Source organism: Mesorhizobium sp. M2A.F.Ca.ET.067.02.1.1, from assembly GCF_004023285.1.
In the GTDB taxonomy this organism is placed as follows: Bacteria; Pseudomonadota; Alphaproteobacteria; order Rhizobiales; family Rhizobiaceae; genus Mesorhizobium.
The window spans coordinates 1-25662 of the sequence record NZ_RZSB01000020.1 but is presented as its reverse complement, the minus strand read 5'-3'; the positions used below and the strand labels follow the sequence as shown (position 1 = coordinate 25662).

General features: G+C 64.2%; 24 protein-coding genes. 10 read left to right on the top strand and 14 right to left on the bottom strand.

The annotated features are described in order from the left end of the window. The 4 genes from EOA28_RS04120 to gcvA form a co-directional block, all read right to left on the bottom strand. Positions 1 to 180 (bottom strand): twin-arginine translocation signal domain-containing protein (locus EOA28_RS04120; protein ID WP_128314608.1); only part of this gene is annotated, 180 nt, incomplete at its 3' end. Between the two features lie 155 nt (positions 181 to 335). Beyond that, positions 336 to 1775, bottom strand: a complete 1440-nt coding sequence (locus EOA28_RS04115; RefSeq protein WP_127386458.1) for a hypothetical protein — start codon at positions 1773 to 1775, stop codon at positions 336 to 338. A gap of 196 nt (positions 1776 to 1971) precedes the next feature. Then, entirely contained in the window at positions 1972 to 3276 is a 1305-nt protein-coding gene (gene pncB / locus EOA28_RS04110) for a nicotinate phosphoribosyltransferase (protein WP_126079981.1), read from the bottom strand. A 198-nt stretch (positions 3277 to 3474) separates the two neighbouring features. After that, complete coding sequence (gene gcvA, locus EOA28_RS04105) at positions 3475 to 4449, bottom strand: transcriptional regulator GcvA (protein WP_127253865.1); 975 nt, start codon at positions 4447 to 4449, stop codon at positions 3475 to 3477. Positions 4450 to 4664: 215 nt separating this feature from the next. On the opposite strand from gcvA, the gene speB reads away from it, so the two are divergent. The 4 genes from speB (at position 4665) to EOA28_RS04085 (ending at position 8099) form a co-directional block, all read left to right on the top strand. Continuing rightward, positions 4665 to 5720 carry an agmatinase gene (speB, locus tag EOA28_RS04100; RefSeq protein WP_127253249.1) on the top strand — a complete coding sequence of 352 codons (1056 nt, stop codon included), beginning with the start codon at positions 4665 to 4667 and terminating at the stop codon, positions 5718 to 5720. A gap of 131 nt (positions 5721 to 5851) precedes the next feature. Beyond that, on the top strand, positions 5852 to 6652 hold the full coding sequence (locus EOA28_RS04095; RefSeq protein WP_127253251.1) for a transporter substrate-binding domain-containing protein: 801 nt from the start codon (positions 5852 to 5854) through the stop codon (positions 6650 to 6652). Between the two features lie 134 nt (positions 6653 to 6786). After that, positions 6787 to 7455: an amino acid ABC transporter permease gene (locus tag EOA28_RS04090; RefSeq protein WP_127253253.1), complete on the top strand. Its 669-nt coding sequence runs from the start codon at positions 6787 to 6789 to the stop codon at positions 7453 to 7455. Continuing rightward, complete coding sequence (locus tag EOA28_RS04085; protein ID WP_128314607.1) at positions 7452 to 8099, top strand: amino acid ABC transporter permease; 648 nt, start codon at positions 7452 to 7454, stop codon at positions 8097 to 8099. Before EOA28_RS04090 ends, EOA28_RS04085 begins: the two co-directional genes overlap by 4 nt. Positions 8100 to 8140: 41 nt before the next feature. Here the strand turns inward: EOA28_RS04085 and EOA28_RS04080 are convergent, their stop codons facing one another. Next, the gene (locus EOA28_RS04080; protein WP_127253257.1) at positions 8141 to 9544 is read right to left on the bottom strand and encodes an MATE family efflux transporter; all 1404 of its coding nucleotides are present in this window, start codon (positions 9542 to 9544) and stop codon (positions 8141 to 8143) included. Positions 9545 to 9784: 240 nt separating this feature from the next. Between EOA28_RS04080 and EOA28_RS04075 the strand changes: the two genes are divergently transcribed. The 6 genes from EOA28_RS04075 to ugpC all read left to right on the top strand — a co-directional run bounded on the left by EOA28_RS04075 (position 9785) and on the right by ugpC (position 16152). Continuing rightward, complete coding sequence (locus tag EOA28_RS04075; RefSeq protein WP_127253263.1) at positions 9785 to 10702, top strand: AraC family transcriptional regulator; 918 nt, start codon at positions 9785 to 9787, stop codon at positions 10700 to 10702. A 239-nt stretch (positions 10703 to 10941) separates the two neighbouring features. Next, complete coding sequence (locus EOA28_RS04070) at positions 10942 to 12216, top strand: extracellular solute-binding protein (RefSeq protein WP_127253259.1); 1275 nt, start codon at positions 10942 to 10944, stop codon at positions 12214 to 12216. Positions 12217 to 12314: 98 nt separating this feature from the next. Next, complete coding sequence (locus EOA28_RS04065; protein ID WP_127253261.1) at positions 12315 to 13181, top strand: sugar ABC transporter permease; 867 nt, start codon at positions 12315 to 12317, stop codon at positions 13179 to 13181. Then, the gene (locus tag EOA28_RS04060) at positions 13178 to 14005 is read left to right on the top strand and encodes a carbohydrate ABC transporter permease (protein WP_189341919.1); all 828 of its coding nucleotides are present in this window, start codon (positions 13178 to 13180) and stop codon (positions 14003 to 14005) included. Before EOA28_RS04065 ends, EOA28_RS04060 begins: the two co-directional genes overlap by 4 nt. Positions 14006 to 14019: 14 nt before the next feature. Continuing rightward, the gene (locus tag EOA28_RS04055; protein WP_127251656.1) at positions 14020 to 15066 is read left to right on the top strand and encodes an NAD(P)-dependent alcohol dehydrogenase; all 1047 of its coding nucleotides are present in this window, start codon (positions 14020 to 14022) and stop codon (positions 15064 to 15066) included. Positions 15067 to 15069: 3 nt separating this feature from the next. Further along, positions 15070 to 16152 (top strand): sn-glycerol-3-phosphate ABC transporter ATP-binding protein UgpC, encoded by a 1083-nt coding sequence (ugpC, locus tag EOA28_RS04050; RefSeq protein WP_127251655.1) that lies wholly within the window; start codon positions 15070 to 15072, stop codon positions 16150 to 16152. Positions 16153 to 16156: 4 nt separating this feature from the next. Here ugpC and EOA28_RS04045 read toward each other — a convergent pair whose 3' ends face one another. From EOA28_RS04045 to EOA28_RS04005, 9 genes are all read right to left on the bottom strand, one after another. Continuing rightward, on the bottom strand, positions 16157 to 17743 hold the full coding sequence (locus EOA28_RS04045) for an FGGY-family carbohydrate kinase (RefSeq protein ID WP_127251654.1): 1587 nt from the start codon (positions 17741 to 17743) through the stop codon (positions 16157 to 16159). Beyond that, a complete protein-coding gene (locus tag EOA28_RS04040) occupies positions 17740 to 18423 on the bottom strand; it encodes an HAD family hydrolase (protein ID WP_126063232.1) in 684 nt (227 codons plus the stop codon). The genes EOA28_RS04045 and EOA28_RS04040 overlap by 4 nt, the downstream gene beginning before the upstream one ends. Before the next feature lie 21 nt (positions 18424 to 18444). After that, a complete protein-coding gene (locus tag EOA28_RS04035; protein WP_127251653.1) occupies positions 18445 to 19923 on the bottom strand; it encodes a mannitol dehydrogenase family protein in 1479 nt (492 codons plus the stop codon). A 163-nt stretch (positions 19924 to 20086) separates the two neighbouring features. Beyond that, positions 20087 to 20857 (bottom strand): L-iditol 2-dehydrogenase, encoded by a 771-nt coding sequence (locus EOA28_RS04030; RefSeq protein WP_127251652.1) that lies wholly within the window; start codon positions 20855 to 20857, stop codon positions 20087 to 20089. Positions 20858 to 20867: 10 nt separating this feature from the next. Continuing rightward, positions 20868 to 21872: an ABC transporter ATP-binding protein gene (locus EOA28_RS04025; protein ID WP_127251651.1), complete on the bottom strand. Its 1005-nt coding sequence runs from the start codon at positions 21870 to 21872 to the stop codon at positions 20868 to 20870. 45 nt (positions 21873 to 21917) lie between these two features. After that, positions 21918 to 22742, bottom strand: coding sequence for a carbohydrate ABC transporter permease (locus tag EOA28_RS04020; protein WP_126079998.1), 825 nt, complete (start codon positions 22740 to 22742; stop codon positions 21918 to 21920). Between the two features lie 13 nt (positions 22743 to 22755). Beyond that, positions 22756 to 23628 carry a sugar ABC transporter permease gene (locus EOA28_RS04015; protein WP_126079999.1) on the bottom strand — a complete coding sequence of 291 codons (873 nt, stop codon included), beginning with the start codon at positions 23626 to 23628 and terminating at the stop codon, positions 22756 to 22758. Positions 23629 to 23772: 144 nt separating this feature from the next. Then, a complete protein-coding gene (locus tag EOA28_RS04010) occupies positions 23773 to 25083 on the bottom strand; it encodes a sugar ABC transporter substrate-binding protein (RefSeq protein WP_042637462.1) in 1311 nt (436 codons plus the stop codon). Positions 25084 to 25250: 167 nt separating this feature from the next. Beyond that, positions 25251 to 25662: LysR substrate-binding domain-containing protein (locus EOA28_RS04005; protein WP_245501468.1), on the bottom strand; the 412-nt coding region annotated here is incomplete at its 5' end.

The following is a 25662-nucleotide window of genomic DNA, read 5'->3' as shown; positions in this document are numbered from 1 at the left end:
CCCGATGCCGGTGCGGTGCGACTGGAAGCCGATCTTGATCGGCGCCGAGCTCTGCGCCTGGCTGTAGCGGACGAAGCCGGGCGCCAGCGCAAGGCCCGCGCCGGCGGCGATGCCCTTCAGCGCGGTGCGGCGCGACAGCGTCGTCTTGGAGAGATCGAAAAATCCGTTCTTGTCAGCCATGTCGGTTCCCCTGTTTTTTCAGTCTTGACCAGCGATAAGGCGGCTAATCCATCCCGTTCCGAAGGATGGAAAAATTGCATGTGTACAAACTAAATCACCAAAGCTTTGGCATGGCAAGCGAGCTTTACCCGACGGCATCGTTGGCACGCTTTGTGTCATCCGGCGGTCGGCGTGGCAAGCAACCAAAGCCCGAAGATCGTGTAGGCGATCATCAGCAAGGTGAGTGGCAATTGACTGAGCGCTGCGCGCGACGGCTGTTTGTAGAGACGCCAGGCAAGGCCATGCGCGACGAGCACGGCCAGCACATGGCCGCCGATGATGACGCCGGCCTGCAGATTCCAGAGCCACCAGGCCGACTCGGCGCCGGCGACGACGCCGGCCTCGACCATCCTATTGGCGGTGCCGAACAGGTCCCAGCCGAGCGCGAACGGGTCGGAGAGCGCGACCAGCGCATACTGGCCGTCGACCAGCAGCACCGCGAGGTAATGCGCGATGTGATAGGCAAGCGCGATCGGCACGATCGACCAGACCAGCAGGCCGGCCGCGTCGCCGAAAGAATGTTTGTCGCCGGCGAGGCGCTGGCCGAGAAAGACGGCCAGGGCGAACACCGCCGCCAGCAAGGCGAAGGTGAGCACCAAGCCAAAACTGCCGATGCCGATCAGCGCGGTGCGGCCGGGATATTCCAGCGGATTGACACCGAACAGGCCGAGCCAGAAGAAGGTTTTCGACAGGCCGTCGAAGGACACCGACGACAGCGCCAGCAGGAGGAAAGCCGTGCCGCTTGGCGGCAGTGGCTCCGCGGCGAGTAATTTGGCGCCCGGCCAGCAGAGTTTCAGCCGGCCTTCGTCACGCTCGAATGGCGCGAAGCGGCCGACCATCGAGAAAAAAACGGTCAGGAACTCGCCGCGCTTGCTCCAGGCGTCGCAGCCGAAGGTGAGCATGGCGATGAAGCTCGCCAGCCAGTAGAGGCCGGCGGCAAAGGCGAGGCGGGCCGGATCGTCGGGGGCGGGATCGATCAGCTCGAACCAGGCGAAGGCTAAGAACAGCACGAAGGCCGGCCAGTAGCCGAGCCAGTTGGGCAGGCGCGATCGGTTTGCATCGTCCGCAGGAAGGCCGAAGACGCGAGAGGCGACACGCCACGGCACGTACCATGGGTTGAGCCATACCCAGAGATCGCCGAGCAAGCCCTGCAGCAGCGTGAAGCCTGCCCAGAGCAGCGTCCAGATCACCAGCGGCAGCGGGTTGGAGAGCGGATCGCGGCTGCCGAGAAAGCCGGCGGCGACGAGAAGTATGAAGCCGGCAAAGGAAATCAAGCCGAAGAGGGTGCGCGGAGCATCGCCGAAGGTGAGCATGGGCAAGCGCCGGCGCCAGAAGCGGTCGAGGGCGGCGGGCGGCAGCAGCGCCAGGACGAGGAAGCTGACGGCCACGGCCAGCGCGCCGCCGGCGATGTAGTAGCCGGTCGGGAGAAGCAGGACGTGACCGCGATCGGAGGCGTGGGCGAATGCGGGGGTGGGGAGAGCAGCGGGGAAAGCGAGAGAGAAGGCTAACCTGCGGCGACGGCGTTCTACGGCCCCCCTCTCTGTCCTGCCGGACATCTCCCCCTCAAGGGGGGAGATTAGCAGTTTCAGCGCCGGTTCTTCCTTCGCAACGTCGAAGGTTGGCGAAAGCGGAGACACAAGCTTAATCTCCCCCCTTGAGGGGGAGATGTCCGGCAGGACAGAGAGGGGGGCGAAGGAACTCGACCTATCCAGCCTCGCAGGACCGCTCGACGATGCCACAGGGAGCCGCCCTCTACACCTTCACCAACTGCTCCACCCTGCCCTTCTCGCCAAAGATGCGCAGATACCGCTTGATTTCCTTCTCATCCCCTGTCGCCTTGGCGGGATTGTCCGACAGCTTCACCGCCGGCCGTCCATTGGCTTCCGTCACCTTGCAGACCAGCGAGATCGCGTCGAGGCTGTCAGTCTCCGTCGGGGCGCAGCCTTCGAAATCATTGGTGAGGTTGGTGCCCCAGCCGAAGGACATGCGCACCTTGCCGCGGAAGTGCCTGTAGGTCTCCTCAATGGTCTCGACCTCAAGGCCGTCGGAGAAGATTAGCAGCTTCTGCTTGGGGTCCTTGCCCCTCTTGCGCCACCAGTCGATGATCTTCTCGCCGCCCTCGATCGGCGGCGCGCTGTCAGGGCGGAAGCCGGTCCAGTCGGCGACCCAGTCCGGCGCCTCGCGCAGGAAGGAGTCCGTGCCGAAGGCGTCGGGCAGCACGATCAGGAGATTGCCGCCATAATAGCGCTGCCAGTCCTGCAGCACCTTGTAGGGCGACTGCCGCAACTCCTCCTCGGAGTTGGCAAGAGCCCCAAACACCATCGGCAGTTCATGGGCGTTGGTACCCAAAGCCTCGAGGTCGTTGTCCATGGCCAGAAGCACGTTGGAGGTGCCGGTGAAGGCATCACCGATGCCTTCCTTCAACGCCTCGACGCACCAACGCTGCCAAAGGAAAGAGTGACGGCGTCTTGTGCCGAAGTCGGAAATGCGGATGCCAGGCAGCGCCTTCAGCCGCTCGGTCTTGGCCCACATCTTGGCCTTGGCGCGAGCATAGAGCACATCGAGCGCGAAGGGGCCGAAGGAACGCATCGCCGCGCGGGAACGCAGCTCGTTGATGATGGCCAAAGCCGGGATTTCCCAGAGCGTGGTGTACATCCAGGGGCCGGGGAAGGAGAGCACGTACTGGCCGTCGCGCCGCGACAGCTCGTAGGCGGGCAAGCGGAAATCCTCTAGCCATGCGAGGAATTCCGGCTCGAAGATCTGTTTGCGGCCGTAAAAAGTGTTGCCGCCCAGCCAGATCATCTCCTTTTTCGAAAAGCGAAGCGTGCGGGCATGGTCGAGCTGCTCGCGCAATTCTCCTTCGTCGATCTCGTCGGCCAAGCGCACCGAGGTCGTGCGGTTGATCAAGGTGAAGGTGGCGTCGACCTTGGGATACATGCCCCAGATCATCTGCAGCATCAGAAGCTTGTAGAAATCGGTGTCCAGCAGGCTGCGGACGATCGGGTCCAGCTTCCAGGTGTGGTTGTAGACGCGCCGCGCTATGTCAGTCTTTGCCATGCTTCCTCACCCATGAAGCACGACGCACTCAAACGCGGGCGCCAAGCTTCAAGTCCTTGTTCGAGCAACTCCGCTTGGAAGACCGTCGCGCGGTTTTCCTGGAATGCCTCAGCCAACTGCCTCTTAGCATTGTATTTTCGAACGCGCTCCCCGCTTTGCAAGCTGGCCCGACAAAAAGCGGCTATGCAAGTCCAGCCGTCAGGACAGGGCCCTGGCGCCGATAACCTTCAGCGCGGGACGTTTCCTGCGGCTCGGCACGCGGCCGGCCACGGGGGCATCGGCGCGGGCCTCGTCCTGCTCCTTCTCCGCGAACAGCCAGTCGATGAACAGCTGGACGATCGGCGCCGATCGCATCTCGTTGCGGCAGACGACGTAGAAATCGTCGACCGCCGGCACCGAGAGCGTGAAGGGCGCGACGAGCATGCCCCTGGCAAGCAAGGCGCGCGCAGTCACCGAGTCGCCGAGCGCGACACCGTGGCCATGCACGGCGGCCTCCGTCGCCATGCGCGCATCGCCCAGACGGTGGCGGCGGCCGCGCTCGAGATCGAGCGCATCGGCGGCGGCCAGCCAGGTGTGCCATTCACGGCCATCGTCGCCATGCAGGAAGACGTGATCGGCGAGGTCGCGGACGCTGCGGATCGGCCGGTTGTTGATCACCGTCGGGCTGACCACGGGAAACAATTCCAGCCCGGACCATTTGCGTATCCAGCAGTCGCTCCAGCCACCGTCGCCATAATGCACGCAGACGTCGATATCCCCGGCGCGGATGTCCTTGGGATCGTTGGACGGGATCAGCGTCAGCTGGATGTCGGGATATTGCGCCGTGAAGGAGCCGAGCCGTGGCGTCATCCAAAGCAGCAGAAGCGCCGGCACACAGGACACCGACAGCGTGCCGGCACTCGCCGGCCGCGTCATGCGCTGCGTGGCGGCGGCGATGCCTTCAAAGGCAGTCGAAACCGCCGGCAGGAATTCGGCGCCATGCGGCGTCAGCTTCACCCGCCGGCCGGTGCGCTCGAAGAGTTTCACGCCGAGCGATTGCTCGAGCGCCTTGATCTGGTGGCTGACGGCGCCATGCGTGACATTGAGCTCACCCGCCGCCTTGGTCAGCGAGGCGTGCCGCGCCGTGGCCTCGAAGGCGCGCAGCGGGTTCAGCGGCGGCAGGCGCTTGGCCATGGGAGGGCTCCTACGTTGTGAGATTTTCTCACAATCAAGACCCTAACAATATCAATTGATTTTTCAATGCCGCTGCCCGACACTTTTGCCCGGAACAGCTTCAAGAGACGTGGAATCCGCAAGGACAGCGAGCAACGATCCAGCCGGCAAGGGGCTGGATCCGTGGCTGGCCTGGCAAATCGTCCGTGCGGGCGGCAAGCACAGGAGGACCGGACATGGGTTACGATCGCGGCAAGCTCGAAGCGTTGCGCCGCAAATATGGCGAGAGCCATGGCGGCGAGATGTTCGACCCGAAATTCCGCAAGGTCGCCGACAAGATCTTCAACAAGTCGGGCACGCGGCTTGCCCCCTATTCCGGCATCCCGACCTTCCTCGCCGCGCCATATCGCGAGATCGCCGCCGAGAACCCGGATTTCGGCGACCTGCAGGTGGCGATGATCGGCGTGCCGATGGATCTCGGCGTCACCAATCGGCCCGGCTCCCGCTTCGGGCCACGCGCGCTGCGCGCCATCGAACGCATCGGGCCATACAATCATGTGCTGGAATGCGCGCCGACGCATGAGCTGCGCGTCGCCGATATCGGCGACACGCCGTTCCGCAGCCGCTACCGGCTGGAGATCAGCCACGAGGACATCGAAAAGCGCACCAACCAGATCGTCGATGCCGGCGTGCTGCCGCTCTCGGTCGGCGGCGACCACTCGATCAGCCATCCGATCCTGAAGGCGGTCGGCAAGAAGGCGCCGGTCGGCATGATCCATATCGACGCCCATTGCGACACCAGCGGGCTGTTCGACATGACCAAGTTCCACCATGGCGGACCGTTCCGCAACGCGGTGCTGGACGGCGTGCTCGATCCGTCGCGAACGATCCAGATCGGCATCCGCGGCTCGGCCGAATATCTGTGGGAGTTCACCTACGAGTCCGGCATGACGGTCGTGCATGCCGAGGAGGTGACCGGCCTCGGCATCCCGGCCATCATCGAGAAGGCGCGCCAAATCGTCGGCGATGGCCCGACCTACATCTCCTTCGACGTCGACAGCATCGACCCGGCCTTCGCGCCGGGCACCGGCACGCCGGAAGTCGGCGGGCTGACGACGCGCGAGGTGCTGGAGCTGCTGCGCGGCCTGAAGGGCCTCAACATCGTCGGCGGCGACGTCGTCGAGGTGGCGCCGCAATACGACTCCACCACCAACACCGCCCATGTCGGCGCGCAGGTGCTTTTCGAGATCCTGAGCCTCATGGTGTTCAGCCCGGCGATCAAGAAGGGCTAAGACTTCTTAATTTCACGCAATTCCGGACGGAAAACCGCGTCACACTTTTCCTGGAATTGCTTAGCCAATACGGCCGCCGCGCTGGAGCCGGCGGCCGGTTTCAACAACAAGCTTCCAGCAGGGGAATAACCATGACTCTTTGCAATGCACTGAAAACCGCCATCGCGGCAGCCATGATGCTCGGCGCTGCCGGTCTCGCCACCCAGGCCAAGGCCGACGCCGTCGACGACATCACCAAGGCTGGCGCAATCAATGTGGGGATCTTCTCGGACTTCCCGCCCTTCTCCTCGGCCAGCGCCGATATGAGCATCAAGGGCTATGACATCGACGTCGCGCAGGCGATCGCCGATTCGCTCAAGGTGAAGCTCAACCTGGTCAGCGTCACCGGCCAGAACCGCATCCCGTATCTCACCGACAAGCGCGTCGATATCCTGATGAGCGTCGGCTACTCCAAGGAGCGCGAGCAGGTGATCGACTTCGCCGCCGCCTACGCGCCCTATTACATCGCCGTCATCGGACCGAAAGCAACGGCGGTGAAGGGCAAGGAAGACCTCGCCGACAAGTCGATCGCCGTCAACCGCGGCACGCTGGAAGATACTTCGTTGACGGAAGCGGCGCCCGCTTCCGCCGATATCCGCCGCTTCGACAACTACAATTCCGTCATCCAGGCCTTCATCTCCGGCCAGACGCAGCTGATGGTAGTCGGCAACGATGTCGGCGCTCAGGTGCTGGCCAAGCAGGACGCGCTGCAGCCGGAGCAGAAGTTCCAGCTGCTTACCTCGCCCTCGCATATCGGCCTCAACAAGAACGAGGACCGGCTGAAGAAGGCGGTGAACGACGCTGTGGCCAAGATGCTCGCCGACGGCAAGCTGGATGAGAGCTCGAAGGCCTGGCTGAAGACGCCGCTCAACCCCGACAATCTCAAGGATTGATGCCGATCGGTTCGGCGCCGTAACAGGAGCCGAGCCGCTCTCCCTTTTGTTTTCACGCAATTCCGAACGGAAAACCGCTTCACACTTTTCCTGGGATTGCTCTGGGTCAGGCACCTTCAACAAGGTCAATCGCCATGGGCTACAGCCTCGACTTCGGCTGGCTTGCGGGTGCGGCGGGCGTGATCGCGCGCGGCGCGGCGATGACGCTGCTTCTGATCGTCGTCACGACGTTCGCCGGCACGTTCCTCAGCATCCTGGGCGCCGCCGGCAAAAGAAACGGCCCGAAGCCGCTTCGGGCGACGATCGGCATCTATGTCGAGGTGATGCGCAACACGCCGTTCCTGGTGCAGCTCTTCTTCATCTTCTTCGGGCTGCCCAGCCTTGGCATAAGGCTGGATCCGATCCTGGCCGCGATGCTGGCGATGACGCTCAACATGGCGGCCTACACGATTGAAATCGTCGGCGCCGGGCTCGACGCCGTACCACGCGGGCAGACCGAAGCGGCACTGGCGCTCGGGCTGCGGCCACGCCAGGTGTTCGTCAAGATCGTGCTGCCACAGGCGCTGAAGGTGATCTATCCGGCGCTGACCAGCCAGATCGTCATCATGATGCTGGAATCGGCGGTTGTCTCGCAGATCGCGGTGCGCGAGCTGACCTATGAGGCCGATATGCTGCAAGCCCGCACTTTCCGCGCCTTCGAGACCTATTTCGTCGTGACGCTGGTCTATCTCGGCCTATCGATGGGGCTGCGCCGGCTGCTGGTCAGCGGCGGCCGTCGCGTTCTCGGAGCCGGCGTGTCATGATCGAGTTCACTCTCTGGGACATCGTGCGCAACCTCTTGCTCGCCGCGCGCTGGACGGTGCTTTTGTCGCTCGCCGCCTTCATCGGCGGCGCGCTGGTCGGGTTGGTGGTGCTGTTCTTCCGAATCGCCCGGAACAAATGGATCAAGCGGTTCGCTTCGGGTTACATCGCGCTGTTCCAGGGCACGCCGCTTTTGATGCAGCTCTTCCTGATGTTCTTCGGCATGCCGATGCTGGGGCTGCGCATCGAGCCGTGGACGGCGGCGGTGCTCGGCCTGACCTTCTTCGCCAGCGCCTATCTGGCTGAGATCTGGCGCAGCGGCGTCGACGCGCTGCCGAGGGGACAATGGGACGCCGGCGCCAGCCTCGGCCTGCATTATCTGCAGGAACTGCGGCTGATCATCCTGCCGCAGGCGTTCGCCATCACCCGCGCGCCGACCGTCGGCTTCCTGGTGCAGCTCATCAAATCGACGGCGCTGACCTCGATCATCGGCTTCGAGGAACTGGTCAGAACCTCCAACGCCATCAACAACGCGACCTTCGAGCCGTTCAAGGTCTACGGGCTGGTGGCGCTGATCTTCTTCGTCTTGTGTTTTCCGCTGACGCAATACGCACGGAGGCTGGAGCAGCGCGCAGGGGCGCACTGAGCCGGCGAAAGGCTGCCGACCGGACCGGCAGCCTTTGTCGATCAATGCCCGAAGGCGAGCTGTGGCGCGATGTGGTCGCGCCGGAGCCAGCGCGCGAGCAGCAGCGCCGCCACCACGGCCAGCCCCGAGGCCAGGCCGATCCAGATGCCGACGCCGTTCAGGCCGAAATGGAAGGCGAGCAGCACGCCGAGCGGCAGGCCGACGCCCCAATAGCCGATCGCCGCATAGATCATCGGCACCTTGGTGTCGTGCAACCCGCGCAGCATGCCGGCCGCGACCGCCTGGGCGCCGTCGAAAATCTGGAACAGCGCCGCGAACCCAAGGAAGGACACGGCAAGCGTAATCACCCTGGCATTGGCCGGATCGGCAAGATCGATGAAGGCACCGATCAGGAGATGCGGCCACAGAATCATCACCAGGCCCATCAGCGCCATGAAGGAGACGCCGATGACGAAAGCGGTCCAACCGGCGCGCGAAACGCCTTCCGGATTGCCGGCGCCATGCGCCAGGCCGACGCGGACCGTGACCGCCTGGTTGAGACCGAGCGGCACCATGAAGGAGATCGAGGCGATCTGGATGGCGATGGCATGGGCGGCCAGCGAATCCGCGTCGATCAGGCCCATGAGCAGGGCCGCCGCGTTGAAGATCGTCACCTCGAAGGCAAGGATGCCGGCGATCGGCATGCCGAGCCTGAGCAGGCCGCGGAAGCGCGGCCAATCGGAGCGCCAGAAACGGCCGAACAGACGGTAGCGGCGGAACTTCTTCTCGAGCATCACCACCGCCGCCAGGCCGACGAACATCAACGTGCTGGACAAAGTGGTGGCGAGGCCGGAGCCGGCAATGCCCATCGACTTGACGCCGAGATTGCCGAACATGAACACCCAGTTGAAGAAGGCGTTGCAGGCGACCGCGACGAAAACGATAATCAGCGCCCAGCCCGGCCGCTCCAGCGCCGAGATGAAGGAACGCAGCACGATATAACCGTAGAAGGGCAGCACCGCCCATTGCAGCCAATGCAGATAGATGCCGGCCTGATGCGCAAGCTCCGGCTTCTGGCCCATGGCCAGAAGAACCTCTTCGCCATGCGAGAGGAAGATCCAGATCGGGATCGAGATCAGGATCGCCAGCCACAGGCCCTGGCGCACGGTGCGGCGCAGGTCGCGCACAGAATGGCGGCGGCGGCCGAGCTCGGTCGCCATCATCGGCGAGGTCGCCAGCATCAGGCCGAGGCCGAAGATCAGCGGCATGAAATAGAGGTTGGAGCCCAGCGCGCCCGCGGCGAGCGTATCGGGCCCGAGCCGGCCCATCATCATGACGTCGGTCGCGGTCATGGCGGTCTGGCCGAGATTGGTCAGCACCATCGGCCAGGCGAGCGCGATCGTCGCCCTGATTTCCTGACGCCAAAGGTTTTCCGGCGCGAGAGCGCCGGTTTCGATCGCAGACATTGTTCCGCTCTTTCAGAACACGGCGCGTCGGCCAAAGGGCCGGAAGCCGCACAACAATGGCGCGAAATGGCGCCATTTGCGTCGCCTTGTGAACGAAATGCGACATGTTGGCAAGGGAGGAGGCCCGGCTAGCGATTGATCCAGGCGGAGCCGGGATTCAGCGACGCCTCTTTCATTTGCCGGCCTTGAACTGTTACGGATGGCCTGGGCATGCGCAGGCGCGTCATGCCGGGAGGAATGATGCCGTTCAGGCGCAGAAAAAACACGGCCGCGATCCCGCGCACGGCGCCTGCCTTCGAGCACATCGTGACGGAGGCGAGCGAGAGTTTCCTGTGGCGGCTGGACGATTATCCGTGGGAACGCAATGTCTGGAATTTCCATCCGGAATACGAAATCCACCTGCTCAGGAAATCGTCCGGCGTGGTGCTGGTCGGCGACCATATCGGCGAGTTCGGGCCGGGCTACCTGACCATCGTCGGCGGCGGGCTGCCGCATGACTGGGTGACGGCGGTGCAGCCCGGCGAGCTGATCGAGGGCCGCGATATCGTGCTGCAGTTCGATCCCGAGCGGCTGCGCGGTTCATCTGGGCTGCTGCCGGAACTGCGTGAGCTGGAGCCGTTCCTTGAGCGCTCGCTGCGCGGCATGGTCTTCCATGGCCGAACGGCGCTCGACGGCGCCGAGCTGATGGAACGGATGGGCGAGGTGCATGGGCTGGCGCGGTTCCGCATGTTCCTCGAGTTGCTCGAGCTTCTGGCCACCACCGACGAATACCAGCTTTTGTCTTCGCCGGACTTCTCCCCGCTGCTCGACGCGGAATCGCTCGACATTATCCAGCGCTCGCTGACCTACCTGTTCCAGCATTTCGCCGAGGACCTGAAGCTGCCGGACGTGGCTCAATTGGCCGGCATGAGCGAAAGCAGTTTTTCGCGCTTCTTCCAGAAGAACACCGGCAATTCCTTCAGCGATCACCTCGCCAAGCTCAGGCTCTGGCAGGCCTGCAAGCTGCTCGCCGACACCGAGATCCCGATCACCGACATCTGCTTCCAGGTCGGCTACATGAACATCTCCAACTTCAACCGCGCCTTCCTGCGCAAGCACAAGATGACGCCGTCATCCTATCGCAAGCTGTCGCGGCAGCGCCTGACGCTAAGGGCGTAGGACAGCCGAGAGCCGAATGCTCCGATGGCACTGATACTCGTGTGACGAGCAGACTCTGCCCGTGCCATCTTTTGCGCCGCACAATGCATAAAAGTACAGGTCTGCTGCAACGGGGCTTCTAGCCTCGCCCTCTCCAACTGCTCATTTTGGCGACGGGTGGAAGGTCCTACGGGCGACGGTGAGGGTCGCTTAGCCAAGGATCTGCCGCTTTTCGCGAGTGTTCCTGGAGGAGAAAACCAATGAATTCAAACCGGCTCGCTGCCAGCCTCGGCGCAGCGTTCGTGCTTACCGCTTCCGTGTCAACCGCAGCACTTGCCCAGGCGCCCGTCTGCTCGGCACCGGTCAAGGTGCTGGCGCAGCCGCGCGACGGCCTGACGCTTCTGGAGGACTCCAAGGACGAGTTCAAGAAGCTCTCCGGCGCCTCGTTCCAGATCGACTACCTCAACGAGAACGACCGCCGCGCCAAGTCGCGCGCCGATGCCTCTACCGTCGGCAATTACAACGTCTACTATGTCGACGAGGCCAATGTGGCGCTGTTCGCCTCCTCGGGCTGGATCGTGCCGCTGACCGATTATTACCCGGCCGACTACGACTACGCCGATTTCGATCCCGGCCGCCAGAAGGTCGCCACCTATGACGGCAAGGTCTGGTTCGCGCCGCTCACCGGCGGCGGCGACCTGATGGTCTACCGCAAGGACGTGCTGGAAGCCGCCGGCATCCAGCCGCCGAAGACGCTGGACGAATTGATCGCCGACGTGCCGAAGCTGACCAATGCCGACAAGGGCATGTACGGCATCGCGCTGCGCGGCGCGCGCGGCTCGGGCGCCAATGTCTGGCGCTGGATGCCGTTCTTCAAGGCCTATGGCGGCAAGTGGTTCGACGGCGACAAGCCGGCTTTCAATTCCGACGCCGCCGTGAAGGCGACCGAAACCTATCTCAAGCTGTTCAAGGACTCGGCGCCCGGGACGCAGACCGGCAGCTGGGATGAATCGACCGGCGCCTTCCTGTCCGGCCAGGTCGCCATCCTCGTCGAATCGACGCCGCTGTCGGGCATGGCGGTCGACCCGAAGACCTCGCAGGTGGTCGGCAAGGTCGGCTTCCTGCCGCCGCCCTCGCCGTTGCCGGGCGGCGGCTATGGCCATGGGCTCGCCATCGGCACCAAGGCCAATTCCGATGACGCGGCTAAGAAATGCGCCGGCCTGTTCATCGCCTGGGCAACGTCGAAGGAGAACGAGAAGCGCCGGCTCGATGCGCATCAGTTCGGCGAGCTGAACCGCACCAGCATTCTTTCCAGCAAGGAGTTCGCTGACATCTACGGCGCCGATCTCGGTCAGGCGCTGGCCGAAACCGGCAAGGTGACCGCGGTAAACTTCTGGCAGGATCCGCGCTGGCCCGATCTCGGCGACCGCTGGGGCATCATCCTGGAGGAGCTGGTCACCGGCACGCGGACCGACATCAAGGGCGGCCTCAACGAGCTCGAGGCCTATGCCAACGATCTGGTGAAGAAGAAGTAATCCTCCCGCCCGCGGCGTACGGTCCACGGCATTCGAAGGAATGCCGGGATCCGCGCCGCGGTCTCTACCAACGACCCAAATACACCCGAGGATAGGCCATGCGCCGACGCTCTTCCCTGCCGGTCACATTTCTGGTTCCCACCCTCGCCATCCTTCTGGTGCTGTCGATGGTGCCGACGCTCTATGCGATCGTCATCGCGCTGCAGAACCGCGAGCTGAGCACGACCGGTTATTCCTGGGTGTGGTTCTCGAACTTCGCCGATCTCTTCCTCGACCGCCGCTTCCTCAACGCCGTCTGGGTCTCGGTGAAATGGGAGATCGTCACAGTCATCGCGACGATGGTGGTAGCGATCGGGCTCGGCGTGCTGATGTTCGAGGTCGCCTCGCCGCGTATGCGCAATTTTTATTGCCTTCTGTTCATCATCCCGGTGCTCTTGCCGCGCGTCTCGGCCGCCTTCGTCTGGAAGTTCGCCTATCACCCGCTCTATGGCATCGCGACCTACCCCTACCGGCTGATCACCGGCGGGCTGATCTTCGATCCGCTGTCCAAGCCGGGCACCGCGCTCTTCGCCGTGGCATCGGTGGATGTCTGGCAATGGGGGCTGTTCTTCGCCGTCATCGTGCTGAAGCTCCTCGAAACCCTGCCGCCGCAGCCGATCGAGGCGGCCCGGCTCGATCACGCCAGGCGCTGGCAGATCCATGCCTATGTCACCCTGCCGATGCTGAAAGCGCCGCTGATCAGCCTGATGTTCGTCAAGATGATCGAGTCGCTGCGCTCCTTCGACCTGATCTATGTGATGACGCGCGGCGGGCCGGGCGTCGCGAGCGAGACGCTCGACATGTACGCCTTCTCGCAAGGCTTCATCGAGTCCGGCAAGGTCTCCTACGCTTCGGCCATGGCCGTGCTGATGATGATCGCGACGGTCATCACCTTCACCATGCTGTGGAAGCGGGTGCAGGCATGAAGCAATATCGATTGAGAGCGGGCCGCCTGATCGCCAAAGCCGTCCTGGCGCTGGCCGGGTTCCTGGCCGTGTTCCCGCTGGTCTGGACGGCGCTCAACGCGCTGAAGAACAATGTCGACATCATCACCCGCGTGCCGAAGGTGTTCTTCACGCCGACGCTCGCCAATATCAGCTACATCCTCGGCCGCGACAGCGTGCTGACCGGGCTCTACAACTCCGCGGTCGCCTGCGGCGCGGCGGTGCTGATCGGCATCGTGCTCGGCCTGCCGGCGGCCTATGCGGTGGCGCGATATCCAAACCGCTTCGCCGGCGACATCCAGTTCTTCGTGCTGTCGCTGCGCTTCCTGCCGCCGGTGGCGGTCGCCATCCCGCTGATGGTGATCTGGCTGCAGCTCGGACTCTACGACACTTTGCCGGCGCTGATCGTCACCTACTCGCTGCTCACCATCTCCGTCATCATGTGGCTTGCCATTCCCGCTTTCCAGGGCGTGCCGAAGGAGATCGAGGAAGCCGCCTTCGTCGACGGCTACGGCGCCTATTCGGTGTTTTGGCGGATCGCGCTTCCCGTGGCGGCGCGCTCGCTGATCGGCGCCATCGCCTTCAGCTTCGTGCTGGTCTGGAACGAGTTCCTGATCGCGCTGATGCTGTCGAGCTCCAACGCCAAGACGCTGCCGATCGTGGCTTCCGAGCTCTCGCAGCAAGGCATGAACGTGCCCTGGGGGATCCTCAACGCCTCGGTGGTGTTGCTGTCGCTGCCGCCGCTGCTCTTCCTCGGCGTGCTCAGCGGCTTCCTGAATTCCGTTTTCCGGCAAAAGAAAAGTTGAAGCGAGGACACCCGATGCGGGCACTGGTGCTTGAGAAAAAAGGCGAACTGTCGCTGCGCGAGATCGCGCTGCCGCAAGATGTCGGGCCGGAGGACGTCAAGATCGCCATCCACACGGTCGGCGTCTGCGGCAGCGACGTGCATTACTACACCCATGGCGCCATCGGCAGCTATATCGTGCGCCAGCCCATGGTGCTCGGCCATGAGGCATCGGGCACGATCGTCGAGGTCGGCGCCAATGTCACGAGCCTGAAGGTCGGCGACCGCGTCTGCATGGAGCCCGGCGTGCCGAACCTTGCCTCGCGCGCGACGAAGCTCGGCATCTACAATGTCGACCCGGACGTCCGCTTCTGGGCAACGCCGCCGGTGCATGGGGTGCTCGCGCCCTATGCCGTGCATCCAGCGGCCTTCACCTACAGATTGCCGGACAACGTCTCCTTCGCCGAAGGCGCGATGGTCGAGCCCTTCGCCATCGGCATGCAGGCGGCGGCACGCGCCCGCATCGTGCCCGGCGACGTCGCCGTCGTCGTCGGCTGCGGCCCGATCGGCATCATGATCGCGCTCGCCGCGTTGGCGGGCGGATGTTCCAAAGTACTGATCTCGGACTTCTCCGCGCCGAAGCTGGAGATCGCCGGCCAGTATCCCGGCATCGTGCCGGTGAACATCGGCGAACAGTCGCTGGTCGACGCCGTTGCGAGCGCGACCGACAACTGGGGCGCCGACATCGTGTTCGAGGCGAGCGGCAGCCCGAAGGCCTTCGCCAACCTGTTCGACATCGTGCGGCCGGGCGGCGCGGTCGTGCTGGTCGGGCTGCCAGTGGAGACGGTCGAGCTCAACGTTCCGGCGGCGATTTCCAAGGAAGTGCGCATCGAGACCGTGTTCCGCTATGCCAACATCTTCGACCGCGCCTTGCAGCTCATCGCCTCCGGCAAGGTCGACCTCAAGCCGCTGATCACCGGCACCTATGATTTCTCCGAGAGCATCAAGGCGTTCGAGCGCGCCGCGCAAGGCAAGCCGCAGGACGTCAAGCTGCAGATCCTGCTGACCGGTGAGAAGGGATAAGGCATGTCCGCGATCGTTTGCTCCCATGTCGACAAGGCCTATGGCGCCACGACCGTCATCCGCGATCTCAACCTCGCGATCGAGGAGCATGAATTCGTCGTGTTCCTGGGGCCGTCCGGCTGCGGCAAGTCCACGCTGCTGAGGATGCTCGCCGGGCTGGAGGATATCAGCGGCGGCGAGGTGTCGATCGGCGGCAAGGTGGTCAACGATCTGGAGCCCGGCGACCGCGGCATCGCCATGGTGTTCCAGAACTATGCGCTCTATCCGCATATGACGATCTTCGACAACGTCGCCTTCGGACTGAAGCGGCAGAAGGTGCCGGCGGCCGAGATCAAGAAGCGCGTCGAGGCCGTCGCGAAAACGCTTGGTCTCGAACCCTATCTCGGCCGCAAGCCGACCGAGCTGTCCGGAGGCCAGCAGCAGCGCGTGGCGATCGCGCGCGCCATGATCAAGACGCCGAAGGTCTTTCTCTTCGACGAGCCGCTGTCCAACCTCGACGCCAAGCTGCGCAACCACATGCGCGTCGAGATCGCCAGGCTGCACCAGTCGCTGAAGACGACGACCGTCTATGTCACGCATGACCAGCTGGAAGCGATGACACTGGCTGACCGCATCGTGCTTCTGAAGGACGGCGTGATCGAGCAGATCGGCTCGCCGGCCGAGATCTACCGCCGTCCCGGCAACCAGTTCGTGGCCGGCTTCATCGGCACGCCGAACATGAATTTTATCGACGCCATGGTCGGCCGCAAGGCGGATGGCTGGACACTGACCGGCGCGGGAACGGTGCTCTCGCTTGAAGGCAGCGCTTTCGACCTGCGGCACGGCGATCGGGTCGTGCTCGGCATCCGGCCTCCGGATCTCAAGACGGCAAACGGAAGCGCAGGCAACATCCTGCAAGGCACCGCCGACCTCATCGAATTCCATGGCAATGACGCGCTGGTGACGTTCGGCTCGGGCGGCAAAGAGATCAGCGCGCTAGTGCCGGCTCGCGAATGCCCGGAGTTGCGCGCGCCCGTGCGCTACAGCTTCGATGAAGAGAGCATCCATCTGTTCGATGCGGAGACCGGCAAGTCGCTGCGCAGGTAACAGGTCAGCTGATCGCGTCGAGCATCTGCCGCTGGCGGTGCATTTCGAGGAAGATGCGGTAGTCGCGATCGAAGCGGGCGCCGGCTTCCTTGTTGGGCGCGCGCGTCTTGCCGCCCTGCTGCATGGCGACGCAGGCGGCGTTGAGATCGGGATAGAGGCCGGCGGCCGTCGCCGCCACCATGCCGGTGCCGAGCAGCACCGCCTCGTCGGCCAGCGGCTCGACCACCGTGCAGCCGGTGGCGTCGGCATAGAGCTCCATCAACAGCGGGTTCTTGGTGTGGCCGCCGGTAACGTGCAGCGTGTCGATCAGGTAGCCGTTCTCGTTCAACGCCTCCAGCACATGGCGCACGCCGAGCGCGATGCCAACCGCGGTGCGCCAATAGAGCTTGCACAGGCTGTCGAAGGAGGAATCGAGCGTCAGGCCGCTGATGACGCCGACGGCGTGCGGGTCCGCGAGCGGCGAGCGGTTGCCATGGAAATCCGGCAGCACATGCAGCCTGGCCGCCAGCGCATCGCCCTCCTCGGCGCGCAATTCGGCGACGCGCCTGGCGATCTTCATATGCATGGCCGCGTCCGGCTCGCCGCCCGCGCCAAGCCAGCGGATGATGTGGTCAAGCAACGCGCCGGTGGCCGACTGGCCGCCTTCCGACAGCCACAGCGTCGGCAATGCGGCGCCGTAATACGGGCCCCAGACGCCGGCAAAGGGCTGCGGGTCATGCGACATCGCCATGACGCAGGACGATGTGCCGGCGATCAGCGCCAGGTGCCGGCTGATGTTCTTCTCGTCGCCGGCAAAGCCGCCCAGGACACCCAGCGCGCCGGCATAGGCATCGATGACGCCGGCGCCGACCCGGCATTTTTCAGTCAGGCCGAGCTCGGCGGCGGCCTTCGCCGTCAGCGGACCGATATCCGTGCCGACCGGGCTCGCCTTTTCCGGCAGATTGCCGTGCTCGAAAAGATCGCCGAGGCCGACGAGCTCGAAGAAGTCGCGCCGCCAGCTTTCTTCCTCATGCGCGAGATAGGTCCATTTGGCCGTCAGCGTGCATTGCGAGCGGGCGAGCGAGCCTGATGCCTTCCAGGTCAGGAAATCGGCGAGGTCGAACAGATAGCCGGCTTCGTTCCACGTCTTAGGCAGATGACGCTTCAGCCACATCAGCTTCGGCGTCGCCATCTCCGGCGACATCACCCCGCCGATATAGTCGAGCACGGCATGGCCGCTTGCCGTGCATTCATCAGCCTCGGCGATGGCGCGGTGATCGAGCCAGACGACTGTGTCCCAACGCTTCTCGCCGGTGACCGAGACGCTGATCTGGTCGCCTTGCCTGTCGCGCGCGACCAGCGAGCAGGTGGCGTCGAAGGAGATGCCGGCGATATCGCCGGCGGCAACGCCGGATTTCTCGAGGGCGGACCGCACCGATTTGCACACCGCCGACCAGATGTCCTCCGAATCGTGCTCGGCATGATCGGGCTTGGGCTGATGCATGGCGATCGGATGATCGGCACGGGCAAGCAGGTTGCCGCGCGCGTCGAGAATGCCCGCGCGAGCGCTCCCGGTGCCGACATCGACCGCGCAAACGAAACTCTTCGTCAAGATGCTTTTACTCTCGCTCCCAGGCCTGCAATCAGATCGGGCAATTGCAGCATGTCAGCGAATATAGAGTCCGGTTCGGTTGACGCAAGCCGGGCTTTCAAGCCGGGATTTCCGGCATGCGAGCCGCCCGTGAAGGCAAGGACGCGCATGCCCGCCGCGCGCGCCGCGGCAACGCCTGCCGGGCTGTCCTCGACGACCAGGCAATTGCGTGGATGCGCCCGCATGGAGGCAGCGGCATGGAGGAAAAGGTCGGGCGCCGGCTTGCCGCGCTTGACCATGGTGGCGCTGAAGATATGCGGCTCCAGCAGCGGCAGCAGGCCGGTGACGTCGAGCGCGTAGCGGATGCGTTCCAGCGTGCCGGACGAGGCGACGCAGCAAGGCAGACCGAGCTTCGGCAGAACCTCCTTGATGCCGGGGATCGGCTTCAATTCCTCGCGGAACTTGCGCATCAGGTCGACGCGCATGGCGGTCAGATGCTGGTCGCTGATCTCCAGCCCGAACTCTTGGCCGAGGATCTCGCGCACGCTTTTCATGCTCTTGCCCAGGAAATGCTCGTAGGCGGCGTCCTCGCTGACCGTGCCGCCGGCGAGCTCGATCATGCCGAGCAGCGCCGAGACCGAAAGCGCCTCGCTGTCGACCAGCACGCCGTCACAGTCGAAGATGACCAGCTCAGGCGTCATCGGGCAGGCTTCCGCTACGCGTCAGAGCTTGTCGGCGAGATAGCGCGCCAGGGTTTCGCGCGCGCCGTTCGCCCACAGCACCTTCAGGGCATGGGCGAAGGCCTCGGCGAAGACGGGCGAGCGGCCGACATCGCCATAGATGTCCTCCATCGCCAGCCAGGCCTTGGGGTCATCCTTGGCCTCCCTGGCGGTGGCCTGCATGCGGCCCCAGCTCGGGTCGTTGGGCTCGATGACGGCGCCGCTGTCGGTGGTGCCGAAGCAGTAACGACACCACAAGGCCGATTCCAGCGCGAGGCCGGCGACGCCTTCGCCCGCCTTCAGCCGGTCGGCGATGGTCGGGATGATGAATTTCGGCTGGCGGTTGGAACCGTCGAGGCAGAGCCGGCGGATGGTGTCGCCGATCTTGGGATTGGAGAAGCGCCGCTCGATGAGCTGGTAGTAGTCCTCCAGATCGGTGTCGGGCACCGGCGGCACGGTCGGAATGATCTCGTCATGCTCGAGCTTGGACAGGAAGGCGCGCACCAGCGGCTCCTGCATGCCTTCGTGAACGAAATGGATGTCCATCAGGCCGGCCGGATAGGCTATTGTCGCGTGGCCGCCATTGAGGATGCGGATCTTCATCAGCTCGTAGGGCGAGACATCCTTGACGAACTGCACGCCGACTTTCTCCAGCGCCGGACGGCCGGCGGTGAAATGGTCCTCCAGCACCCATTGCTTGAACGGCTCGCAGAACACCGGCCAATTGTCCTCCAGGCCGAAATCGTCGGCGAGGATCCGGCGCTCGCGGTCGGTCGTGGCCGGCGTGATGCGATCGACCATGCCGTTCGGAAAGGCGACCTTGTCCTCGACCCATGTCGCCAGGTCCTCGTCGATCAGCCGGGCAAGGCCGATGACGCCGTCTGAGGTGACGTGGCCGTTATGGGGGATGTTGTCGCAGGACATGACGGTGAAGGGCACGATGCCGTCGGCGCGCCGGCGCAGCAGGCCGGCAAGGATGATGCCGAAGACGGTTTTCGGCACGGCGCCCGGCTGCGCGTCGGCGACGATATCGGGATGGGCGGGGTTGAACTTGCCGGAGGCCGGGTCGATGAAATAGCCGCCCTCGGTGATGGTCAGCGAGACGATCTTGATCGCCGGATCGGCAAGCCGCTCGATGATCGCGGCCGCATCGCCAGGCGTCAGGAAATCGATCATGGCGCCGGTGACGCGGGCGCTCATATGGCCCCGGTCCTGCTCGACCACTGTGGTCAGCCAGTCCTGTTCGTGCAGCTTGGAGCGGCCGATCTTCTCGCCCTCGAACACGCCGGCGCCGATCAGAGCCCAGTCATGGCCTTCGCCGGTGGCGAACAGGTCGTCGAGATAGACAGCCTGGTGCGAGCGGTGGAAATTGCCGACGCCGAAATGGACGATGCCGGCCTTCAGGGCCGAGCGGTCATATTTCGGACCGGCGACCTTGGCCGGCAGGCTGGCGAGGTTCGAGGAAGAGAGTTTCACGGTCATCTCATTTTACCCTTTGGCCGATCTGCAGCCCGACTGTTTACGCCTCCTGAGGAGAGCGAGGATGAGGGGCAACATCTGGTGTTCCAGCATGCTGCCCCTCACCTGCCCCGCGACGCTTGCTCCGGAGGAAAAGAGAGAAGCGCCTCCCCCTCAACTCATCCCGTCAGCTCATCCATTGACCGCCGTCGACATTGTAGGTCTGGGCGACGATGTAGTCGGCCTCGTCGCTGGCGAGGAACACGGCCATGCCGGCGAGGTCCTCGGGCTTGCCCATGCGGCCGTAAGGCACGCCTTCGCCGACCAGGCGCTTCTTCTCGCCCTTCGGCCGGTTCTCATATTTGGCGAAGAGCGCGTCGACCTGGTCCCACATGTCGCTGTCGACGACGCCCGGCGCGATGCCGTTGACGTTGATGCGGTGCTTGATGAGGTCGAGCCCCGCCGATTGCGTCAGCGAGATGACAGCGGCCTTGGTGGCGCAATAGACCGCGACCAGCGGCTCGCCGCGCCGGCCTGCCTGGCTTGCCATGTTGATGATCCTGCCGCCCCGTCCGCGCGCGATCATCGAGCGGGCGGCGGCCTGCAGCATGAACAGCGTGCCGGCGACGTTGACCGCGAACTGCTCGTCGTAGCTCGCCCTGGTGATCTCGACGATCGGCGCCAGGTCGAAGATCGCCGCGTTGTTGATCAGCACGTCGAGCCCGCCGGTCTTCGCCTCGACAGCGTTCACCGCCGCCTCGATCGAGGACTGGTCGGTGACGTCGAGCCGGATCGCGTAAGCAGCGGAGCCGATCGCTTTCGCCGTCGCTTGCGCCGCGTCGAGGTCGATATCGGCAATCGCCACCGTCGCGCCCTCGCGCGCATAGGCTTCGGCGAAGGCCCTGCCGATGCCGCGCGCCGATCCGGTGATCAGCGCCGATTTGCCTTTCAGCCTCACTGTCCCGTCCTCACGCGGCCAGCGCCTTGCCGTCGGCGCTGAAGCGGTGGAGCTTGGTCTTGTCGGGGGTCAGGTAGACGGTGTCGCCATGCTTGACCGCGACCTCGCCGTCGGCGCGGACGTTGATGGTGCCGATGCCGTCCGCCTGGACATGCAGGAAGGTGTCGGAGCCGAGATGCTCGGCGACGCCGACCGTCGCCTTCCAGTCGCCGGACGAGGTCGAGATGTTGAGATGTTCGGGCCGGATGCCGATGGTCTTGGCGCCGTATTTCTCCGCTGGCTCGCCTTCGATCATGTTCATCTTGGGCGAGCCGATGAAGCCGGCGACGAAGAGGTTCTTCGGCGTCTTGTAGAGCTCCATCGGCGAACCGACCTGCTCGATGTTGCCGGCGTTGAGCACGACGATCTTGTCGGCCATGGTCATGGCCTCGACCTGGTCGTGGGTGACGTAGATCATCGTCGTCTTCAGCTGCTGATGCAGCTCGCTGATCTCCAGCCGCATGGTGCCGCGAAGCGCGGCGTCGAGGTTGGACAGCGGCTCGTCGAATAGGAAGGCCGAGGGCTGGCGCACGATGGCGCGGCCGATGGCGACGCGCTGGCGCTGGCCGCCGGAGAGCTGACCCGGGCGGCGCTCGAGATAATTGGTGAGGTTCAAGACTCGCGCGGCGTCCTTCACCTTCTTATCGATCGTCGCCTGGTCCTCGCCGGCCATCTTCAGTGGGAAGGCGATGTTCTTGGCGACCGTCATATGCGGGTAGAGCGCGTAGGACTGGAACACCATGGCGAGCTTGCGCTTGGCCGGAGCCTCGCGGGTGACGTCGCGGCCATCGATCGAGATCGTGCCGCCGCTGGTGTCCTCCAGCCCGGCGATCAGCCTGAGCAGCGTGGACTTGCCGCAACCCGAGGGGCCGACGAACACCACGAACTCGCCGTCCTCGATGTTGAGGTCGATGTTCGGAATGATCGTCGTCGACCCGAAGGACTTGGAGACGTTCTTGAGCGTGATGTTTCCCATGGTTTCCTCCCGGGGATGGTCTTGGTCGTCCGCCGCGTGGGCGTTCTACTTCACGGCACCAAAGGTCAGGCCGCGCACCAGCTGCTTCTGGCTGAACCAGCCCATGATCAGGATCGGCGCGATAGCCAGCGTCGAGGCCGCTGAGAGCTTGGCCCAGAACAGGCCTTGCGGACTGGAGAAGGAGCTGATGAAGGCGGTCAGCGGCGCCGCGTTGGTGGTGGTGAGCCGGATGGTCCAGAACGCTTCGTTCCAGGCGAGGATGATGTTCAAGAGCATGGTCGAGGCAATGCCGGGAACGGCCATCGGCGTCAGCACATAGATGATCTCGTTCCACAGCGAGGCGCCGTCCATGCGCGCCGCTTCCAGGATCTCGCCTGGGATCTCGCGGAAATAGGTGTAGAGCATCCAGACCACGATCGGCAGGTTGATCAGCATCAGCATCACGGTAAGGCCGATGCGGCTGTCGAGCAGGCCGGTGTCGCGGAAGATCAGGTAGATCGGGAACAGCACCGCGACCGCCGGCATCATCTTGGTCGACAGCATCCACATCAGGATGTCCTTGGTGCGCTTGCTCGGCGAAAACGCCATCGACCAGGCCGCCGGGACGGCGACGATGAGCGCGAGGATGGTCGAGCCGACCGAGAGCAGCACCGAATTGAAGAAGAACTTGAAGTAGCCGCTCTGCTGCTGGACCTCCGAGTAACTCTCGAAGGTCCCGGACGGGATGAGGTTGAAGCCCTGGATCGCCTCCTGCTCCGACTTGAACGAGGTGATGATCGTGTAGAGGATCGGAAAGAAGATCAGCAGGGCGACGATCCAGGCCGCGGCCGTGGCGATGGTCTTGTGCTGGGTGGTGACTGCGCGGGCCATGTCGGGTCCTCCCTCACTTGTCCAGGTTCTTGCCGACGGCGCGCATGGCGAAGAAGGCAACGATGTTGGCGAGAATGACGGCGATCACGCCACCGGCGGATGCCTGGCCGATTTTGAACTCCAGGAGCGCCTTCTGGTAGACGAGGAAGGGCAGGTTGGTGGAGGCGTAGCCCGGGCCGCCATTGGTGGTGACCAGGATCTCGGCATAGATCGAGAGCAGGAAGATCGTCTGGATCAGGATGACGACGGTGATGGCGCGCGACATGTGCGGCAGTGTCAGGTAGATGAAGCGGCTCACGAAGCCGGCGCCGTCCATCTCGGCCGCCTCCTTCTGCTCGCCGTCGAGCGACTGCAAGGAGGTGAGCAGGATCAGCGTGGCGAAGGGCAGCCACTGCCAGGCGACGATCAGGATGACGGCGGTCAGCGGGTGCTGGCCGAACCAGTCGATCGGCTGGGCGCCGAAGAAGCGCGCAATGTCGGCGAAGACGCCGTATTGCGGGTGCATGATCATGTTCTTCCAGACAAGTGCCGCGACCGGCGGCATGACGAAGAACGGCGAGATGACCAGGATGCGCACGATGCCCTGGCCCCAGATCGGCTGATCGAGCAGCATCGCCAGAAGGATGCCGCCGACCACCGTGATGACCAGCACGCTGACGACGATGGTGAGCGTGTTGAGGATCGAATAGAGGAAGGCCGGGTTGGAATAGAACAGCGCGTAGTTGGAGAAGCCGACGAAGCCGTCACGCATCGGGTTCAGCGGATTGTATTGCTGAAACGAGAACCAGAGCGTGAACAGCAGCGGCACGATCATCCAGACGAACAGCAGGATCACCGATGGCGCCATCATGAAGCGGGCAAGCGAACGGGTTTGCTGAGTAGCCATGACGGTCACCCTCCCAAAGTCAGCCGGATTTTCAGAGTTGCGCCCAGAATCTTCCCGGTTTTGAAGGGTGGCCGCCCGAACTGGGTTTCGGGCGGCCCCTTGCCGGCCATGATGCGCGACCGGCGTTCGGCACCGGGAGGAGCCTTACTTGATGTAGCCGCCTTCGGTCATCGCCGCGGTGGCTGCGTCCTGGGCCTGCTTGAGGGCGTCGTCGACGCTCGACTGGCCGGCAAGGGCGGCCGAGAAGAGCTGGCCGACGGTGGTGCCGAGACCCTGGAATTCAGGAATGGCGACGAACTGCACGCCGACATAGGGCACCGGCTTGACGGTCGGATGCGTCGGGTCGGCGGCGTTGATTGAGTCCAGCGTCATCTTCGCGAAGGGCGCCGCCTTCTGGTACTCCGGATTGGCGTAGAGCGAGGAGCGCGTTCCAGGCGGAACATTGGCCCAGCCTTCCTTCGAGGCGACCAGCTCGGCATAGTGCTTGCTGGTTGCCCAGGAGACGAACTTCTCGGCGGCATCGGCCTTCTGGGTGCCGGCGGGGATCGCCAGCGACCAGGCCCACAGCCAATTGCCGCGCTTGCCTAGGCCGTTGTCGGGCGCCAGCGCATAGCCGACCTTGTCGGCGACCTGCGAGGCCTTCGGATCGGAGACGAAGGACGCCGCGACGGTGGCGTCGATCCACATGCCGCACTTGCCCTGCTGGAACAGCGCCAGGTTCTCGTTGAAGCCGTTTGACGAAGCGCCTTCCGGACCGTCGGCCTTCATCAGGTCGACATAGAACTGCAGCGTGTTCTTCCACTCGGGCTGATCGAACTGCGGCTTCCAGTTCTCGTCGAACCAGCGGGCGCCGAAGGAGTTCGACATGGCGGTGAGGAAGGCCATGTTCTCGCCCCAGCCGGCCTTGCCGCGCAGGCAGACACCGTTCACGCCATTGGCGCGGTCGGTCATCTTGTCGGCGGCCTGCTTGATGAATTCCCAGGTCGGCGCGTCGGGCATCTTCAGGCCCGCCTTCTCCATCAGGTCCTTGCGGTACATGACGAAGGAGCTTTCGCCGTAGAAGGGCGCGGCATAGAGCTTGCCGTCGACCGACAGGCCGCCGGCGATGGCCGGGATGATGTCCTTGACGTCATAGTCGTCGCCGAGCTTGTCGAGCGGCAGCAGCCAGCTCTGCTTGGCCCAGATCGGAACCTCGTAGGTGCCGATGGTCATGACGTCGTACTGGCCGCCCTTGGTGGCGATGTCGGTGGTCACGCGCTCGCGCAGCACATTCTCTTCAAGCGTGACCCAGTTGAGCTGGATGTCGGGGTTGGCCTTGGTGAAGTCGTCCGTCAGCTTCTGCATGCGGACCATGTCGCCATTGTTGACGGTGGCGATGGTGATGGATTCGGCATGCGCAGCGAAAGCGAGAGCGCTGGCCGACAACAGGCCCAGGGTGAGCGTGCGAAGTTTCATCAAATTCCTCCCATAAACCAAGATGAGCATTTGCCTTGGCTTTGAGCAATTACTCACTTGGTGTGATTTATGTCAAGGCGGAATCGATGCTGCAGCGCAGCAGAAACGTGAACCCCGACCCGGCGACGCGGCCAGGATCTTGGCGAGGAAGGCTGAGAGCAGTCGGCTTACGCGCAGGCGATCTCGGCGAGGATCCAGTCACGGAAGGCGCGGATCTTCGGCACATTGCGACGCGCCGTCGGATAGACCAGCCAATAGGCATGGCCGTCATCGCCGACGAGATCGAAGGGCTGGATCAGACGGCCGTCGGCGATCTCGTTCTTGAACAGCGCCCTGGTCAGGATCGCCACGCCATGGCCCGCCATCGCCGCATTCGCCTCATAGGCCTGCGCGCCCATGCTAGAACCCGGCCGCTTGGCGAGATCATGGCCGGTCACACCGGCGGCCTCGAACCATTGCGACCACCAGACGTCGCCGGGGTCGAGGATCGGCAGGCGCAACAGGTCGGCCGGCTCCTTGACGCCGCCTATGCTCGCCGCGAGCTTGGGGCTCAGCATGGGGGTGAAATCGGCATCAAGC